This is a genomic window from Streptomyces sp. NPDC021212, from assembly GCF_044332925.1.
Lineage (GTDB): Bacteria > Actinomycetota > Actinomycetes > Streptomycetales > Streptomycetaceae > Streptomyces.
Map to the genome: position 1 here is coordinate 192,984 of NZ_JBIRPZ010000010.1, position 16,075 is coordinate 209,058.

10 protein-coding genes are annotated in these 16,075 nt (G+C 71.2%); 6 read left to right on the forward strand and 4 right to left on the reverse strand.

Annotated features, from left to right (window positions below):
- Nucleotides 1–69 precede the first annotated feature (69 nt).
- Complete coding sequence (locus ACH4SI_RS26805) at nt 70–1,491, forward strand: amino acid permease (protein ID WP_398299829.1); 1,422 nt, start codon at nt 70–72, stop codon at nt 1,489–1,491.
- A 173-nt stretch (nt 1,492–1,664) separates the two neighbouring features.
- Complete coding sequence (locus ACH4SI_RS26810; RefSeq protein WP_398299831.1) at nt 1,665–2,306, forward strand: superoxide dismutase; 642 nt, start codon at nt 1,665–1,667, stop codon at nt 2,304–2,306.
- 116 nt (nt 2,307–2,422) lie between these two features.
- Here the strand turns inward: ACH4SI_RS26810 and ACH4SI_RS26815 are convergent, their stop codons facing one another.
- Complete coding sequence (locus tag ACH4SI_RS26815; protein ID WP_398299833.1) at nt 2,423–3,058, reverse strand: DsbA family protein; 636 nt, start codon at nt 3,056–3,058, stop codon at nt 2,423–2,425.
- Nucleotides 3,059–3,213: 155 nt separating this feature from the next.
- Between ACH4SI_RS26815 and pepN (ACH4SI_RS26820) the strand changes: the two genes are divergently transcribed.
- Both pepN (ACH4SI_RS26820) and ACH4SI_RS26825 read left to right on the forward strand, forming a co-directional pair.
- Entirely contained in the window at nt 3,214–5,862 is a 2,649-nt protein-coding gene (gene pepN / locus ACH4SI_RS26820; protein WP_398299836.1) for an aminopeptidase N, read from the forward strand.
- Between the two features lie 136 nt (nt 5,863–5,998).
- The gene (locus tag ACH4SI_RS26825) at nt 5,999–7,045 is read left to right on the forward strand and encodes a hypothetical protein (RefSeq protein WP_398299838.1); all 1,047 of its coding nucleotides are present in this window, start codon (nt 5,999–6,001) and stop codon (nt 7,043–7,045) included.
- A 22-nt stretch (nt 7,046–7,067) separates the two neighbouring features.
- On the opposite strand, the gene ACH4SI_RS26830 is transcribed toward ACH4SI_RS26825, so the two are convergent.
- A complete protein-coding gene (locus ACH4SI_RS26830; RefSeq protein WP_398299840.1) occupies nt 7,068–8,801 on the reverse strand; it encodes a TIGR03767 family metallophosphoesterase in 1,734 nt (577 codons plus the stop codon).
- A gap of 336 nt (nt 8,802–9,137) precedes the next feature.
- Here ACH4SI_RS26830 and ACH4SI_RS26835 point away from each other — a divergent pair, with 336 nt between their 5' ends.
- The gene (locus ACH4SI_RS26835) at nt 9,138–10,163 is read left to right on the forward strand and encodes an aspartate-semialdehyde dehydrogenase (protein WP_398299843.1); all 1,026 of its coding nucleotides are present in this window, start codon (nt 9,138–9,140) and stop codon (nt 10,161–10,163) included.
- Nucleotides 10,164–10,350: 187 nt separating this feature from the next.
- Nucleotides 10,351–12,927 (forward strand): aminopeptidase N, encoded by a 2,577-nt coding sequence (pepN, locus tag ACH4SI_RS26840; RefSeq protein WP_398299845.1) that lies wholly within the window; start codon nt 10,351–10,353, stop codon nt 12,925–12,927.
- A gap of 214 nt (nt 12,928–13,141) precedes the next feature.
- Here pepN (ACH4SI_RS26840) and ACH4SI_RS26845 read toward each other — a convergent pair whose 3' ends face one another.
- Together ACH4SI_RS26845 and ACH4SI_RS26850 are read right to left on the reverse strand one after the other, a co-directional pair.
- Complete coding sequence (locus tag ACH4SI_RS26845) at nt 13,142–14,935, reverse strand: tetratricopeptide repeat protein (protein WP_398299847.1); 1,794 nt, start codon at nt 14,933–14,935, stop codon at nt 13,142–13,144.
- 21 nt (nt 14,936–14,956) lie between these two features.
- On the reverse strand, nt 14,957–15,931 hold the full coding sequence (locus tag ACH4SI_RS26850) for an acyl-ACP desaturase (protein WP_398299849.1): 975 nt from the start codon (nt 15,929–15,931) through the stop codon (nt 14,957–14,959).
- Nucleotides 15,932–16,075 lie beyond the last annotated feature (144 nt).

The window sequence follows — 16,075 nt, forward strand, 5'->3', positions numbered from 1 at the left end:
CGGACGCACGCCCCACACTGGGGGCGTTTTGCATCCGCCCGCCCCTCACACAAGGGACAGATACCAGCCATGAACCCGACACCTGCGTCCTCAGCGCCGCAGAGCGGCACCGAGGCGAGCGACGCGGGCGCGGACGCCTCGCGACCGCTCTCGCACGGCCTCAAGCAGCGCCACCTGTCGATGATCGCACTCGGCGGGGTCATCGGCGCCGGGCTGTTCGTCGGCTCCGGTGCCGGAATCGCCGCCGCCGGACCGTCGATCATCCTCGCCTACGCGCTCTCCGGGCTGCTCGTGATGCTCGTGATGCGGATGCTCGGCGAGATGTCGGCGGCCAACCCGGCCTCCGGTTCGTTCTCCGTGCACGCCGAGCGCTCGATCGGGCCATGGGCCGGATTCACCGTCGGCTGGATGTTCTGGGTGCTGCTGTGCGTGGGCATCGCCGCCGAGGCGATAGGCGCGGCCGGGATCATGGTCCACTGGTTCCCGGGCACCGACTCCTGGATGTGGGTCGCCCTCTTCATGGCGATGTTCTGCGGCACGAACCTCGCGGCCGTCAGCAACTTCGGCGAGTTCGAGTTCTGGTTCGCCGCCCTGAAAATCGCCGCGATCTCGATCTTCCTCATACTGGGCGTCCTCGCCATCATCGGCGTGCTGCCCGGCACCGACGCCCCCGGCGGCAGCAACCTCACCGGCGAGGGCGGCTTCATGCCCAACGGCGCGAACGGCCTCGTCGTCGGCCTGCTCGCCTCCGTCTTCGCCTACGGCGGCCTGGAGACGGTGACCATCGCGGCGGCCGAGTCCGAGAACCCGGTCAAGAGCGTCGCCGGGGCGGTGCGCACCGCGATGTGGCGCATCGCCCTCTTCTACGTCGGCTCGATGATCGTCGTGGTCACGCTCATCCCGTGGAACGACAAGTCGGTCGTCAAGGACGGCCCGTACGTGGCGGTCCTCGACCACCTCGACATCCCGGCGGCCGGCGACATCATGAACGTCATCGTGCTGGTCGCCCTGCTCTCCGCGATGAACGCCAACATCTACGGCGCCTCCCGCATGTCCTACTCCCTGGTCGTCCGCGGCGAAGGGCCCGCCGTCCTCGGCCGGGTCTCCGGCGGCGTCCCCCGCCTCACCGTGCTCGCCTCGTCCTTCTTCGGCTTCGTCGCGGTGCTGCTCAGCTACTGGTGGCCGGACACCATCTTCAAGTGGCTCCTCAACATGGTCGGCGCCGCGGTGCTGGTCGTCTGGGGCTTCATCGCCGTCTCCCAGCTCGTGATGCGCCGCCGCCTCCAGCGCGAGGCCCCCGAGAAGCTGGTGGTCAAGATGTGGCTCTTCCCGTACCTCACCTACGTGGCCCTGGCCGCCACCATCGCCGTCCTCCTGCTGATGCTCCGCGAGGACGACACCAGCACCCAGCTCTACTTCACGCTCGGCATGACAGCGGTGCTCGCGGTCATCGGCTACGCGCGGCAGAAGGCGATGTCCGTGCGGCACTGACCTCTCCTCTCCTCCGCTTCCCAGGCGGGGCGGGTCCTTGAGTCCAAGGGCCCGCCCCGCCTCGGTCTTTTGGCGCACTTCCCGGGGTTACCCCTGGCGGAAAACGCTCTTGCTGGTAGCGTGCAGTTGCAAGTTAATTGCAATAAGAATGATAAGCGTCCGGAGGGCTTGGCATGGCCATCTACACACTCCCTGAACTTCCGTACGACTACGCGGCGCTGGCCCCCGTCATCAGCCCCGAGATCATCGAGCTGCATCACGACAAGCACCACGCCACGTACGTCAAGGGCGCGAACGACACGCTGGAGCAGCTCGCGGAGGCGCGGGAGAAGGACCAGTGGGGGTCGATCAACGGGCTGGAGAAGAATCTGGCCTTCCATCTGTCGGGCCACATCCTGCACAGCATCTACTGGAACAACATGACCGGCGATGGTGGCGGGGAGCCGCTGGAGAAGGACGGGGTGGGCGAGCTGGCGGATGCCATCGCCGAGCACTTCGGGTCCTTCGACCGGTTCAAGGCGCAGCTGTCGAAGGCGGCCGCGACCACCCAGGGGTCCGGGTGGGGGGTGCTGGCGTATGAGCCGGTGAGCGGGCGGCTGGTGGTGGAGCAGGTCTACGACCACCAGGGGAACGTGGGGCAGGGCTCGGTGCCGATCCTGGTCTTCGACGCCTGGGAGCACGCCTTCTATCTGCAGTACAAGAATCAGAAGGTGGACTTCATCGAGGCCATGTGGAAGGTCGTCAACTGGCAGGATGTCGCCCGTCGTTACACGGCGGCGAAGGAGCGCGCCCACAATCTGCTGCTCGCGCCGTAAGAGACCTCCTGCTCACGTGATCGTCTTCTCAACCTTCACGGGCAGGCGGAAAACAGGGCCCCCGCGCGGTGGAGTCGCGCGGGGGCCCTGCCGTATCAATGGGTCGGCAGAAGAAGTCAATCGAAGATGGGGCCGACCGTGCGGGTGCGCTTGATCTCGTAGAAGCCGGGGATGGAGGCGACCATCAGGGTGCCGTCCCAGAGCTGGGCGGCGGCGTCGCCCTTGGGGGCGGGGGTGACGACCGGGCCGAAGAAGGCGATCTGCTCGCCGTCCGAGCCGGGGACGGCGATGACCGGGGTGCCGACCTCCTGGCCGACCAGGTCGATGCCCGCCTTGTGGGAGGCGCGCAGCTCGGTGTCGTACGCGTCGGAGTCGGCCGCGTCCGCGAGGTCGGCGGGCAGCCCGGCCTCCTCCAGGGCGGCGACGATCGTCGCGCGGTCCTTCTCCAGGCCCTGGTTGTGGAAGCGGGTGCCGAGGGCGGTGTAAAGGGGGCCGAGGACATCGCTGCCGTGCTTCTGCTCGGCGGCGACGCAGACCCGGACCGGGCCCCAGGCGGTCTTCATCAGCTCCTGGTACCTCTCGGGCATCTCGTCGAGCTTGGGCTCGTTGAGCACGGCGAGGCTCATCACATGCCAGCGCACCTCGACCGGGCGGACCTTTTCCACCTCGAGCATCCAGCGCGAGGTCATCCAGGCCCAGGGACACAGCGGATCGAACCAGAAGTCGGCAGGAGTCTTGACGGTCTCGGTCACGGTCTCTCCTCAGACGGGCACGTGCGAATAAAGAGCTATCTGGTGGGGACAACGTGGCCGGACCCGGGGACCATTCCCCGATACCGAGTGTCAGTGCCGCGTGACATGATTCCCGCTGTCCGAACGGCGAGACGGAACACGAGGGGAGCGCTTACGTGCCCGGTGAGAACCTGACCCGTGACGAGGCCCGCGAGCGGGCGAGGCTGCTGGCGGTGGACGCGTACGACGTGGCCCTCGATCTGCGGTCCGCGGTCGGGGCGGATACCGGACCGGGGCCGCGCACCTTCCGCTCGACGACGACCGTGCGCTTCCGCTGCGCCGAGCCGGGCGCCGCGTCCTTCGCCGACCTGGTGGCACCGGAGGTCCTCGCGGTGCGGCTCAATGGGCGGGAGCTGGACCCGGCGGCCGTGTTCGACGGGGCCCGGATCGCCCTGGAGGGGCTGGCGGGGGAGAACGAGCTGGTGGTGGACGCGCGGTGCGCGTACAGCCGCACGGGCGAGGGGCTGCACCGCTTCGTGGACCCCGAGGACGGCGAGGTGTATCTGTACACCCAGTACGAGCCGGCCGACGCCCGCAGGGTCTTCGCCAACTTCGAGCAGCCCGACCTGAAGGCGCCGTTCACCTTTTCGGTGACCGCCCCCGCGGGCTGGACGGTGCTGAGCAACGGGACGGTCGCCGGAGCCGAGCCGGCCGGTGACGGCGACGGGGCCGCGACCACCCGCTTCACCCCGACCCTGCCCATCTCGACGTACATCACGGCCGTGGTCGCGGGCCCGTACCACTACGAGAGCGACCGGTACCGCCGCACCCAGCCGGACGGCTCGGTGCTGGACATCCCGCTCGGCGCGCTGTGCCGCAAGGGGCTCGCCAAGCACTTCGACGCGGATGACATCTTCGCCGTCACCAAGCAGGGCCTGGACTTCTTCCACGACCACTTCGACTATCCGTACCCCTTCGGGAAGTACGACCAGGCGTTCGTGCCGGAGTACAACATCGGCGCGATGGAGAACCCGGGATGCGTGACCTTCCGCGAGGAGTTCGTCTTCCGCGGCAAGGTCACCCAGGCGTCGTACGAGCACCGGGCGACGGTCCTGCTCCACGAGATGGCGCACATGTGGTTCGGCGACCTGGTCACCATGGAGTGGTGGGACGACCTGTGGCTCAAGGAGTCGTTCGCCGACTTCATGGGGGCCTTCGCGCTGGTCGGGGCGACCCGCTTCACCGACGGCTGGGTCACCTTCGCCAACCGCCGCAAGGCTTGGGCGTACCGGGCCGACCAGCTGCCGTCCACCCATCCCGTCACGGCCGACATCCGGGACCTGGAGGACGCCAAGCTCAACTTCGACGGGATCACCTACGCCAAGGGCGCGTCCGTGCTCAAGCAACTGGTGGCCTACGCCGGGCAGGACGCCTTCCTGGAGGGCGCCCGCCGCTACTTCAAGCGGCATGCGTACGGGAACACCCGGCTGACCGATCTGCTGTCGGTGCTCACCGAGACCTCGGGCCGGGACATGGCGGCCTGGTCGCGGGCCTGGCTGGAGACCGCGGGGGTCAATGTGCTGACCCCGCAGGCCGTCTATGACGCCGAGGGGCACATCACCGAGCTGGCCGTCCTCCAGGAGGCCGGGGCAGACACCGCTGTGCCCGATGATGCGGCTCCGCCGCGTGGCACACTGCGCCCGCACCGGGTCGCGGTCGGGCTGTACCGGAAGGACGCGGTCGCCGGGGAGCGCGCCGGGGCGCTGGTGCGCTACGCCCGCGCGGAGGTGGACGTCGACGGCCCCCGTACGGTCGTCACCGAGCTGACCGGGGCCGAGCGGCCCGATCTGATCCTGGTCAACGACGAGGACCTCACGTACTGCAAGATCCGCTTCGACGAGGTCTCGCTGGACACCCTGCGCGAGCACCTGGGCGAGCTGAGCGATCCCCTCGCCCGCGCGCTGTGCTGGTCCGCGCTGTGGAACCTCACCCGGGACGGGCTGATGCCCGCCCGCGACTTCCTCGCGCTGGTGGACAGGTTCGCCGGGGCGGAGAGCGACATCGGCGTGCTCCAGATGGTCCAGGCGTGGGCGCAGTCCGCGCTGCACCACTACAGCGCGCCGGAGCGGCGCCCGGAGGCCGGGGGCCGGATCGCCGAGGGCGCGCTGCGCGAGCTGCGGCTCGCCGCGCCGGGCAGCGGACACCAGCTCGCCTGGGCGCGGTTCTTCGCCCAGGTCGCCTCCGGCGAGGCCGAGGTGCGGATGCTGCGCGGGCTGCTGGACGGCTCGGCCCGGATCGACGGGCTCGATGTGGACCAGGAGCTGCGCTGGACGTTCCTGGCGTCGCTCGCCGCGCTGGGTGAGGCCGACGAGAAGGCGATCGCGGCGGAGCTGTCCCGCGACGACACCGCGTCCGGCAAGCGCCATCAGGTGCGCCTCCTGGCCGCCCGGCCCTCGGCCGCGGTCAAGGCCGAGGCGTGGGCGGCCGTGGTGGACTCCGACCGGCTGTCGAACGCGCTGGTGGAGGCCACCATCGCGGGCTTCGACCAGTCGAACCAGCGCGAGCTGCTGACCCCGTACGCCCCGCGCTACTTCGAGGCGATCGAGCGGATCTGGCAGGAGCGATCGATCGAGATCGCCATGGCGATCGTGCGCGGGCTGTTCCCGTCCACCCAGGGCGACGCGACCACCCTGGCCGCGACCGACGCCTGGCTGTCCGGTCACCCTCAGGCACCGTCCGCGCTGCGCCGCCTGGTGCTGGAGGCCCGCGACGACCTCGCGCGGACCCTGCGCGGGCAGGAGTGCGACGCGCGGGCGGCCGGGTGACCGGCGCCCGATGACCGATGGCGGCGGGGGCCCTTTCGGCATTCGAACTGCCGTACTTTAGTGCGGTGTTGTCCGGTTTTGTCGACGGTTCTGTCACAGCGGTGAGCGGGGTGGAGCGGGCGGGAATGGCGGGGTCATGAACCACAACACACCGCTGTCCCCCCGCCCCCTCCACCACCTCTCGGACGCCCGCCGCCGGGTCCTGACGACACGTCAACTGCGTGAGCACGGCGTGACGTCGGCCCAGACCGCCGAGCGCTGCCGCCCCGGTGGCCCCTGGCAGCGGATGCTGCCGGGGGTGCATCTGCTGCACCCGGGCCCGCCGACCGGCGAGGAGCGGTTGTACGCGGCGCTGCTGTACACCGCGAGCCGCGGCCACGCGGGCGATCACACGGGCGACCAGGGGAGCGGTGAGGAGGCCGCGCGGGACGGCCGGTACGGCGAGGCGATGATCACCGGGCTCGCGGCGCTCGCCCTCCACCACTTCTCCTCCGCTCCCCCGCTGGCCTCCCTCGACCGCATCGACGTCCTCGTGCCGCACACCCGGCGGCTGCGCTCCACCGGCTTCGTGCGCTTCGTCCGCGCCCAGCCCCTCCCGTCGCCGCAGGACCGCGCCGGGATGCCGATCGCGCCGGTCGCCCGGGCGCTGGCCGACGCCGTCGCCCGGCTCTCCGACGCGGTGACGGTGCGCGCACTGCTCATCGAGTCCGTGCGCCAGGGGCACTGTGACGCCGCGGCCGTGGTCACGGAGCTGAGCGGGGCCCGGCTGTTGTCCCGGCCGCATGTCATGGACGCCGTGGACGCGCTGCTCGCCGAGGGCCGGGCCATCGCCGAGGGCCGGCTGTACGACATGGTGCACGGCTACGGCCTGCCCGAACCGCTGTGGAACGTGGAGCTGCGGCTGCCGGGCGGGCCCGCGCTCGGCGGGGTGGACGCGTACTGGCGGGACCAGGGCGTCGCGCTGGAGATCGACGCCCGGGCACCGCGCCACGGCGGGCCCGTCCCGGGCACCGCCCAGGCCCGGCGGCGCGAACGTCTGGAGGGGATGGGCATCACGGTCGTGCGCGTCACGCCCAAGCGGCTCCGGGAGGGCCTGGAGGAGCAGGCCGCGGTCGTCCGTACGGCGCTGATCGCGTCGTACGACCGCGGCCCGGCTCCCTATGTGATGCTCCTGCCGCGCTGATCCGGGTGGGCGCCCGCGCCGGTCAGGGCTTGCGCAGCAGCAGCTCGGTGTTGCGGTCGTCCGGGTCACCGGCGAGGGTCTGGCTGGCGCCGGGCGCGTTGAAGGCCAGTTCGCGGTAGAGCGCGGCGAGTCCGGTCTGCGACAGGTCCTCGAAGTCGGTGCGGCGCGGGGCGGCCGCCTCGATGAGCGTGGTGAACAGGGACAGCGTGCCGTCGTGGTTGTCCACGACCTCGATGACCCGGGCCAGCTGGGGGAAGTCGACGTGGGAGGCGGTGGTGATCTCCCAGAAGGTGTCGTGCGGCGTGATCTCGTTCTGGTGGCTGTGGCCGTTGATCCAAGCCAGCACCTGGGGGTGGCGCTGGAAGAGGGAGACCACCTCGTCGCCGCCGTGCCGGGCCTCGCCCGGGTGGGACGGGTCGGTGTTCATGTTGTTCAGGCTGTCGCTGTAGTGGTGGCTGTAGACGATGACGTAGTCGTCCTTGTGCTCCTTCAGCTTCTTCTCCAGCCACTTCAGCTGGGCGGTGCCGATCGAGCCGGTGTAGTGGCCGCCCGGGTCGGTGGTGTCCAGGCTGATCCCGACGACGTTCTCGGAGATCCGGAACGAGTAGTAGAGGGTGCCCTCTTCGAGGTTGGCCTGGGTGAAGCCGTGGCCGACCGGGCCCGGCCCGGCGGCCGTCGGGTCGAGGTGGGCGGCGACGTAACCCTTCTGGGTGAAGGGCGCGCGGCGCTCGTCGGGGGTGACCGTGCGCATCTCCTTGGCGTGCGCCTCCAGCAGCGCCTTCATGTCGTCGCCCTTGGGGTCGGCGCCCTTGCGCTGGCCCTTGTAGATCTTCTCGGCCTCGGCGGCCGGGATGAGCTGGAGCTTCCGCTTGCCGGTGGCCCACTCCTCCAGGTAGTCGCCGCCGAACGAGTAGACACCGCCCGCCAGATCGTCGTGGTTGCCGATGGTCGAGTACCACGGCAGCCGCAGCCCGGGGCTGTTGACGGTGCGCAGGGCGGCGTCGAGGAAGCCGTCGATGCGCGGGAAGCCGGCCTGCTTGTCGGAGTCGCGCAGCGCCTGGTCCGGGTGCCAGAACTCCTTGAGGCCGCTGTTCTGCACGCCCTCGTAGTGGCGCGGGTCGCCGGTGTTGGGGGTGATCCGGCCGCCGTTCATGGCGGTGAGGAACCAGTCCAGCTCGATCTTCGAGTTGTTGTCGGTGTTGTCACCGGTGGTCATCACGAAGGAGAGCGGGGCGCCGGTGGCCGGGCCGCCGCGCAGCCCGTTGATCCGCTCGATGAGGGAGGCGAGGCCCACGACGGTGAGCGCCTCGTGGGGGCGCCAGGCGCCGGTGCGCCCGGAGCGCAGGAACTCGTAGCGCAGCGGGTTCTGGACGTCCGTCAGGTGCAGGTCCGTCAGCTGGACGAACGAGGCGAGGGCGGTGCGCCGGTCCTCCCGGCCCGCCTTGGCGCCGGTGATGTCGGTGCGCACCCGGCGCTCCCAGGCCGGACCGTCACCGAGGCGCCGGTAGCCGCCGGTGGTGGTCGGCGCGGAGAACGTCTCCAGCGTGGTACCGGCGTTGGAGGGGGCGGCGGGCGCCTGGCCCACCCTGGCTCCCGCCGCGCGTGCCGTGGCGGGCTGCGATGCCTTTGCCGATCCGCTGCCGGGTCCGAAGGCGATGCCGAGGCCGGCCGTGGCGCCGGAGGCTGCCGCGGCGGTGAGGAAGGTGCGACGGTCGAGCGCGGCGACGGCGGAGGCAGCGGACCGTATGCGGGACATGCGCGATCTCTCCCCGAGTGGATTCGCGAAGCGGGTGGACAGCGGCGGCTGTCCTCACTTCGGATCGTTGGCATCGGGGATGGCCTGGGAGTGAACGACATGGCAACGCCGGTCGCCGATCTCCTCACGTCGATCTTCGTGGAGAAAAAGGCCATCGCGCCCTCGCGAACAGGAATTCTTCCGCTCACTTCGTGTTCACTCGCGCGGGAAGCCCGGGTCCCGCAGCGGGGCGCCGGACCAGCGTGGCATTGGTCACGGAAGGGTCACGGCAGGGCCTGAGACACTGGCCGGAAGGGTAGGGGCCATCACGAGACACAATCAAGGAAAAGGGTTGATATGAGGATCGGAATCGTCGGAGCGACCGGCCAGGTCGGCGGAGTGATGCGGAGGATACTCGCCGAGCGCGACTTCCCCGCCGACCAGCTGCGGCTGTTCGCATCCGCCCGTTCCGCAGGGCGCGCGCTCCCCTGGGGCGGCACCGAGGTCACCGTCGAGGACGCGGCCACGGCCGACTACTCCGGGCTGGACATCGTGCTGTTCTCGGCGGGCGGCGCCACCTCCCGGGCGCTGGCCGAGAAGGTCGCCTCGCAGGGCCCGGTCGTGATCGACAACTCGTCCGCCTTCCGCATGGACCCCGACGTTCCGCTGGTCGTCTCCGAGGTCAACCCGCATGCGGCGGTGCAGCGCCCCAAGGGCATCATCGCCAACCCGAACTGCACCACCATGGCCGCCATGCCGGTGCTGCGCCCACTGCACCAGGAGGCCGGGCTGACCGCCCTGGTGGCCACCACCTACCAGGCCGTCTCCGGCTCCGGGCTCGCCGGCGTCGCCGAGCTGGACAACCAGATCCGCAAGGGCGCCGACCGCGCGGCCGAGCTGACCCACGACGGCGCGGCCATCGACTTCCCCGAGCCGGAGGTCTACGCCCGCCCGATCGCCTTCAACGTGCTCCCGCTGGCCGGGAAGATCGTCGAGGACGGCCGGCTGGAGACCGACGAGGAGCAGAAGCTCCGCAACGAGAGCCGCAAGATCCTGGAGATCCCGGACCTGAAGGTCTCCGGCACCTGCGTCCGGGTCCCGGTCTTCAGCGGCCACTCGCTCCAGGTGAACGCCCGCTTCGAGCGTCCGATCAGCGTGGAGCGGGCCGTGGAGCTGCTGGCCGGCGCCCCGGGCGTGGCCCTCAGCGACATCCCGACCCCGCTGCAGGCCGCGGGGCAGGATCCGAGCTTCGTGGGCCGGATCCGGGTGGACGAGACGGTCGAGAACGGTCTCGCGCTGTTCCTGTCCAACGACAACCTGCGCAAGGGCGCGGCGCTGAACGCGGTGCAGATCGCCGAGCTGGTGGCGGCCGACCTGAGCTGACGCCTGACGCCGGTAGGGGGGAGCGGCCGCCGGCCGCTCCCCCTTCGGCGTTTCCCGGGTCGGCGCCGATGCTCGGTCCCACAAGCCGGTGTACCGGCGCTGACCGGTTCCGACGTGCGAGGATGGCAATCCGCCTGACGCATGGCGTACCACACATACCGCACATGACGAACGGGAGAGAGCCGACGTGCCTGGTACCAACCTCACCCGGGAGGAAGCGCAAGAGCGAGCGCGCCTCCTGACCGTGGACGCGTACGAGATCGAGCTGGACCTGAGCGGCGCGCAGGAGGGCGGCACCTACCGATCGGTGACCTCGGTGCGCTTCGACGCCGCCGAGGCGGGTGTGTCCTCGTTCATCGACCTGGTGGCGCCCACCGTCCACGAGGTGGTCCTCAACGGGGACGCCCTGGACCCCGCCGAGGTCTTCCAGGACTCGCGGATCGCGCTGCCGTCGCTGCACGCCGGGCGCAACGAGCTACGGGTCGTCGCCGACTGCGCGTACACCAACACCGGTGAGGGGCTGCACCGCTTCGTCGACCCGGTCGACCAGCAGGCTTACCTCTACACGCAGTTCGAGGTGCCGGACGCCCGCCGGGTGTACGCCAGCTTCGAGCAGCCGGACCTGAAGGCCACCTTCCAGTTCACCGTGACCGCGCCCGAGGGCTGGACGGTGATCTCCAACTCGCCGACGCCCGAGCCCAAGGACAACGTCTGGCGCTTCGAGCCGACGCCGCGCATCTCGACGTACGTCACCGCGCTCATCGTCGGCCCGTACCACAGCGTGCACAGCAGCTGGGACGGCAGTGACGGCCGGTCGGTGCCGCTCGGCATCTACTGCCGGCCCTCGCTCGCCGAGTTCCTCGACTCGGACGCCATCTTCGAGGTGACACGGCAGGGCTTCGACTGGTTCGAGGAGAAGTTCGACTACGCGTACCCGTTCGCCAAGTACGACCAGCTCTTCGTGCCCGAGTTCAACGCGGGCGCGATGGAGAACGCGGGCGCGGTCACCATCCGCGACCAGTACGTCTTCCGCTCCAAGGTGACGGACGCGGCGTACGAGGTGCGGGCCGAGACCATCCTCCACGAGCTGGCCCACATGTGGTTCGGCGACCTGGTCACCATGGAGTGGTGGAACGACCTGTGGCTGAACGAGTCGTTCGCCACCTACACCTCCATCGCCTGCCAGGCCTACGCGCCGGGCAGCAAGTGGCCGCACTCGTGGACCACCTTCGCCAACTCCATGAAGACCTGGGCCTACCGGCAGGACCAGCTGCCGTCCACCCACCCGATCATGGCCGAGATCAGCGACCTTGACGACGTCCTGGTCAACTTCGACGGCATCACGTACGCCAAGGGCGCGAGCGTGCTCAAGCAGCTCGTCGCGTACGTCGGCATGGACGAGTTCTTCCGCGGCGTCCAGGCGTACTTCAAGCGCCACGCCTACAAGAACACCCGGCTCACCGACCTGCTCGGCGCGCTGGAGGAGACCAGCGGGCGCGACCTCAAGACCTGGTCGAAGGCGTGGCTGCAGACCGCCGGCATCAATGTGCTGCGCCCGGAGATCCGGACGGACGCCTCGGGCACCATCACCTCTTTCGCGATCCGGCAGGAGGCCCCGGCGCTTCCGACGGGCGCCAAGGGCGAGCCGACCCTGCGGCCGCACCGCATCGCGATCGGGCTGTACGACCTCGCCACGACCGGCAAGCTGGTCCGCTCCGAGCGGATCGAGCTGGACGTGGACGGCGAGCTGACCGAGGTGCCCGGCCTGGTCGGCACGAAGCGGTCCGCCGTCATCCTGCTCAACGACGACGACCTCTCGTACGCCAAGGTCCGGCTCGACGCCGACTCCCTGGCCGTCGTCACCGAGCACCTGGGCGACTTCGAGGCGTCCCTGCCGCGGGCCCTGTCCTGGGCCTCCGCCTGGGACATGACCCGGGACGGCGAAATGGCCACCCGCGACTACCTGGCGCTCGTGCTGTCCGGCGTGGCCAAGGAGTCGGACATCGGCGTGGTGCAGTCGCTGCACCGCCAGGTGAAGCTCGCGCTCGAGCTGTACGCCGCGCCGGACTGGCGTGAGACCGGGCTCGCCCGGTGGACCGAGGCCACGCTGGAGCACCTGCGCGCCGCCGCCCCCGGCAGCGACCACCAGCTCGCCTGGGCCCGCGCCTTCGCCGCGACGGCCCGCACCGACGCCCAGCTCGACCTGCTCGCCGCGCTGCTGGACGGCAGCCGGACGATCGACGGCCTGGCCATCGACACGGAGCTGCGCTGGGCGCTGGTGGAGCGGCTCGCCGCGACCGGGCGCGCCGACGAGGCCGAGATCGCCGCCGAGCTGGAGCGCGACAAGACGTCGGCGGGCGAGCGGCACGCCGCCACGGCGCGGGCGGCACGGCCGACCGAGGCCGCCAAGGCCGAGGCGTGGGCGTCGGTCGTCGAGGGCGACAAGTTGCCGAACGCGGTGCAGGAGGCGGTGATCGGCGGATTCGTCCAGACCGATCAGCGGGAGCTGCTGGCGCCGTACGCCGAGAAGTACTTCGCGGCGGTCAAGGACGTCTGGAACAGCCGCAGCCATGAGATGGCGCAGCAGATCGCGATCGGGCTGTACCCGGCGCTCCAGGTCTCTCAGGCCACGCTGGACGCCACCGATGCGTGGCTGGCCTCCGCCGAGCCCAGTGCGGCGTTGCGGCGGCTGGTGACCGAGGCTCGGGCGGGCGTCGAGCGCGCCCTCAAGGCCCGCGCGGCGGACGCGGCGGCCGCCGCCTGACCCGTTGTGGGCAACCGCGGGGCGAGACGGGTGGGCACAACCCACCCACCGCCCCGCGGACGGCGACGAAAGCCCAGGTGGCCCCCGGCCAGGCCGTCCACGCCCAGGGTTTCATGGCCGGGTGCACGCCGGTGGCCCGTTTGTGCCCACCCGTTCCTCCCCCAGCTACCGCTGGGAGGTGCCCCCCGGCGGAACAGTTGCCCACAAACGGGGGCTAGTTTCGGCTGGGATCCGGCACGGCTTGGCGGACCATGGGGCCGAAACGGCTCAGGGCCTCGGGATGGCGTTCGGCGGCCGTGCGCAGCCAGCGGTCGGCCTCCTCGGGGCGGCCGAGCCCCCGTACGGCCTTGGCCAGCCAGTACGCGGCCTCCGCGTGGCCGCCGTCGTGCGCGGTGTGCAGCAGCGGTACGGCGTCGGCGTGGGCGCCGCGCCGGACCATGCTGCGGCCGGCGAGGAAGGCGGGCGGCACGAGGCCGGTGCGGGCGGCGCGGACGTACCAGCGCTCGGCCTGCTGCGGGTCGCCGCCGCGCTCCTCGGAGGTCCGGCCGAGCCACCACGCGGCGCCCCCGTGGCCGAGCCCGGCCGCGCGGTGGAACCAGATCTCGGCGGTGCGCCGCTGCCCGGCCTCGTCGTGGATGCGGCCGATGTCGTACGCGGCGGAGGCGTCGCCCTCGCCGGCTGCGGGTTCGTAGTACGGCACCATGAGCGTGCCCCTGGCGCCGCCCGACCGGTACAGCATCCGGCCGAGGGCGAGGAGGGCGCGCGGGGTGCCGGCCTTGCGGTACCACTCGGCGGCCTCGGGGAGCCGGTGGATGTGGTCGAGGGCCTCGGCGTAGGCGTACCAGGCGTCGGGCCCGCCGTCCCGGGCGCGGTCGCGCAGCCCGGGGAGGCGGTCGCGCCACCGGGCGGATCCCTGCCGCCCGGGGTCGTCGCGGATGGCGGCGACGTCCTCCAGGGCTCTGACGACCCGTTCCTCGCTCTCCGAGAACGGGTCCCAGTTCTCCGGGTCGATGCCGGTGGACAGCAGCCACTCCTCGGCCTCGTCCAGCCGCCGCTGGCGGGTGCACAGCACGCCGAGGTTGTAGCAGGCCCAGAAGTGGCCGCCGTCGGCGTCGTCGGCCGTGCGGTACCAGGACTCCGCGGCCCGCAGGTCGCCGCGCTCCTCGGACCAGACGCCGAGCACGAAGGCGGCTCCGTCGTAGCCGAGTTCATGGGCGCGCTCGACCAGGGCGCGGGCCTCGTCCCGGCGGGCGGCGTCGCGGGCGACGAAGATGGCCTGGTCGACCAGGGCCTTGACGCTGCCGGCCGCCGCGGCGCGGGCGTACAGCGCCTCGGCCTCGGCGACCAGGTGCGGATAGGTGTCGTACAGGGCCGCCCGGTCGGGGTCGAGCAGCGGGCGCAGCGCCTCGTACGCGGCGTCGGGGTCGCCCGCGGACTCCGCCGCGGCGAGGGCGTCACGCCGGGCCGCCAGCTCGGCGAGGAGGTCCTCGATCACCTTGCGGGTGCGGGTGGCGACGTCGTCGCCCTCGGCGGACGCCTCGGCCAGCCGCTCCAGGGCGGTGTCCCACTCGCCACGGGCGGCCAGCATCACGGCGCCGCTGGTCGTGCAGGCGACGCTGCCGAGCGCGGCCCCGCGCCCGTACCACTCCTCGGCACCGGCCGGGTCGCCCGCCTCCTGGAGGAGCCGGGCGAGCCCGAAGGCGCAGCCGCCGTCGCGGTCGGCGGCGGTGCGGTACCACCGTTCGGCCTCGGCGAAGTCGCCGCGGTCCTTGTGGCATTGCGCGAGGGTGCGCGAGGCGTCCGCGTCACCGGCGTCGGCGGCCCTGGCCCACCAGGGCAGGGCCGCGTCCAACTGTCCGCGCCCGGTGAGGAGTTCGGCGTAACGGCGGTACGCGCCCGGCTCCCCGGCCGCCGCCGCGGCCCGCAACTCGGCTGCCTCGTCGCGGCTTTCGCCCGAGGTTTCCGTAGGGGCCGCGCCGGACGTCCCGTGCGAAGGATGATCGACCATCACCCGATGGTGCCAGAGTGATCAAGCCTGTTCGGCACGGGCCCTGCGCCGGGCCAGCAGTGCCTCGCGGCGCTCGTCGAACTTGGTGGCCTGGTCGTCCAGTCCGCCCATGTAGAGGCCCAGTTCCTCCTGCGCCTTGAGGCCGTCGGGGCCGAGCCCGCCGATCTGCAGCACCTTCAGGAAGCGCAGCACCGGCTGGAGGACGTCGTCGTGGTGGATGCGCAGGTTGTAAATGCCGCCGATCGCTATCTGCGCGGCGGCGCGCTCGAAGCCGGGCATGCCGTGGCCGGGCATGCGGAAGCCGACGACGACGTCGCGGACGGCACACATGGTCTGGTCGGGCGCCAGCTCGAACGCCTTGGCGAGCAGGTTCCGGTAGAAGATCATGTGCAGGTTCTCGTCGGTGGCGATGCGCGCCAGCATCCGGTCGCAGACCGGGTCGCCGGAGTGGTGGCCGGTGTTGCGGTGCGAAATGCGGGTGGCCAGCTCCTGGAAGGCGACGTAGGCCACGGTGTGCAGCATGCTGTGGTTGTTGTCGGACTCGAAGCCCTCGCCCATGTGCGTCATCCGGAACCGCTCCAGCTGCACCGGGTCGACGGCGCGGCTGGTGAGCAGGTAGTCGCGCATGACGATGCCGTGCCGCCCCTCCTCCGCCGTCCAGCGGTGCACCCAGGTGCCCCAGGCGCCGTCCCGGCCGAAGAGGGTCGCGATCTCGTGGTGGTAGCTGGGGAGGTTGTCCTCGGTGAGGAGGTTCACCACGAGCGCGATCCGGCCGACGTCGCTGACCTTGGACTGGTCGGGGGCCCATGCCTCGCCGCCCATCACCCCGTCGAAGTTACGGCCGTCGCTCCACGGCACGTACTCGTGCGGCATCCATTCCTTGGCGACACCCAGGTGCCTGTTCAGCTCGGTCTCGACGACCTCTTCGAGCGCGTACAGGAGCTGGGTATCGCTCCACGCGGCCTGACCGTTGCGGCTGGAGGGGGCGAGGGTCACTGCGGAGCTCCTGGGGACGGGTACGGGGGACTTTACTTACGGCTCCGTAGGTTACGACACCGTAGGTTAAAGCGAAAATAAACCGCCCGGGTCCCGTGCGTAACTGCCGCGAATCGGGTGAGGGTGCGCGGATACGACGAGGGC

Excerpts from the sequence above, each read along its gene's own strand:
- ACH4SI_RS26805 (WP_398299829.1), top strand. The coding sequence starts at position 70 with ATGAACCCGACACCTGCGTCCTCAGCGCCGCAGAGCGGCACCGAGGCG.
- ACH4SI_RS26810 (WP_398299831.1), top strand. The coding sequence starts at position 1,665 with ATGGCCATCTACACACTCCCTGAACTTCCGTACGACTACGCGGCGCTG.
- ACH4SI_RS26825 (WP_398299838.1), top strand. The coding sequence starts at position 5,999 with ATGAACCACAACACACCGCTGTCCCCCCGCCCCCTCCACCACCTCTCG.
- ACH4SI_RS26830 (WP_398299840.1), bottom strand. The coding sequence starts at position 8,801 with ATGTCCCGCATACGGTCCGCTGCCTCCGCCGTCGCCGCGCTCGACCGT.
- ACH4SI_RS26835 (WP_398299843.1), top strand. The coding sequence starts at position 9,138 with ATGAGGATCGGAATCGTCGGAGCGACCGGCCAGGTCGGCGGAGTGATG.
- ACH4SI_RS26845 (WP_398299847.1), bottom strand. The coding sequence starts at position 14,935 with ATGGTCGATCATCCTTCGCACGGGACGTCCGGCGCGGCCCCTACGGAA.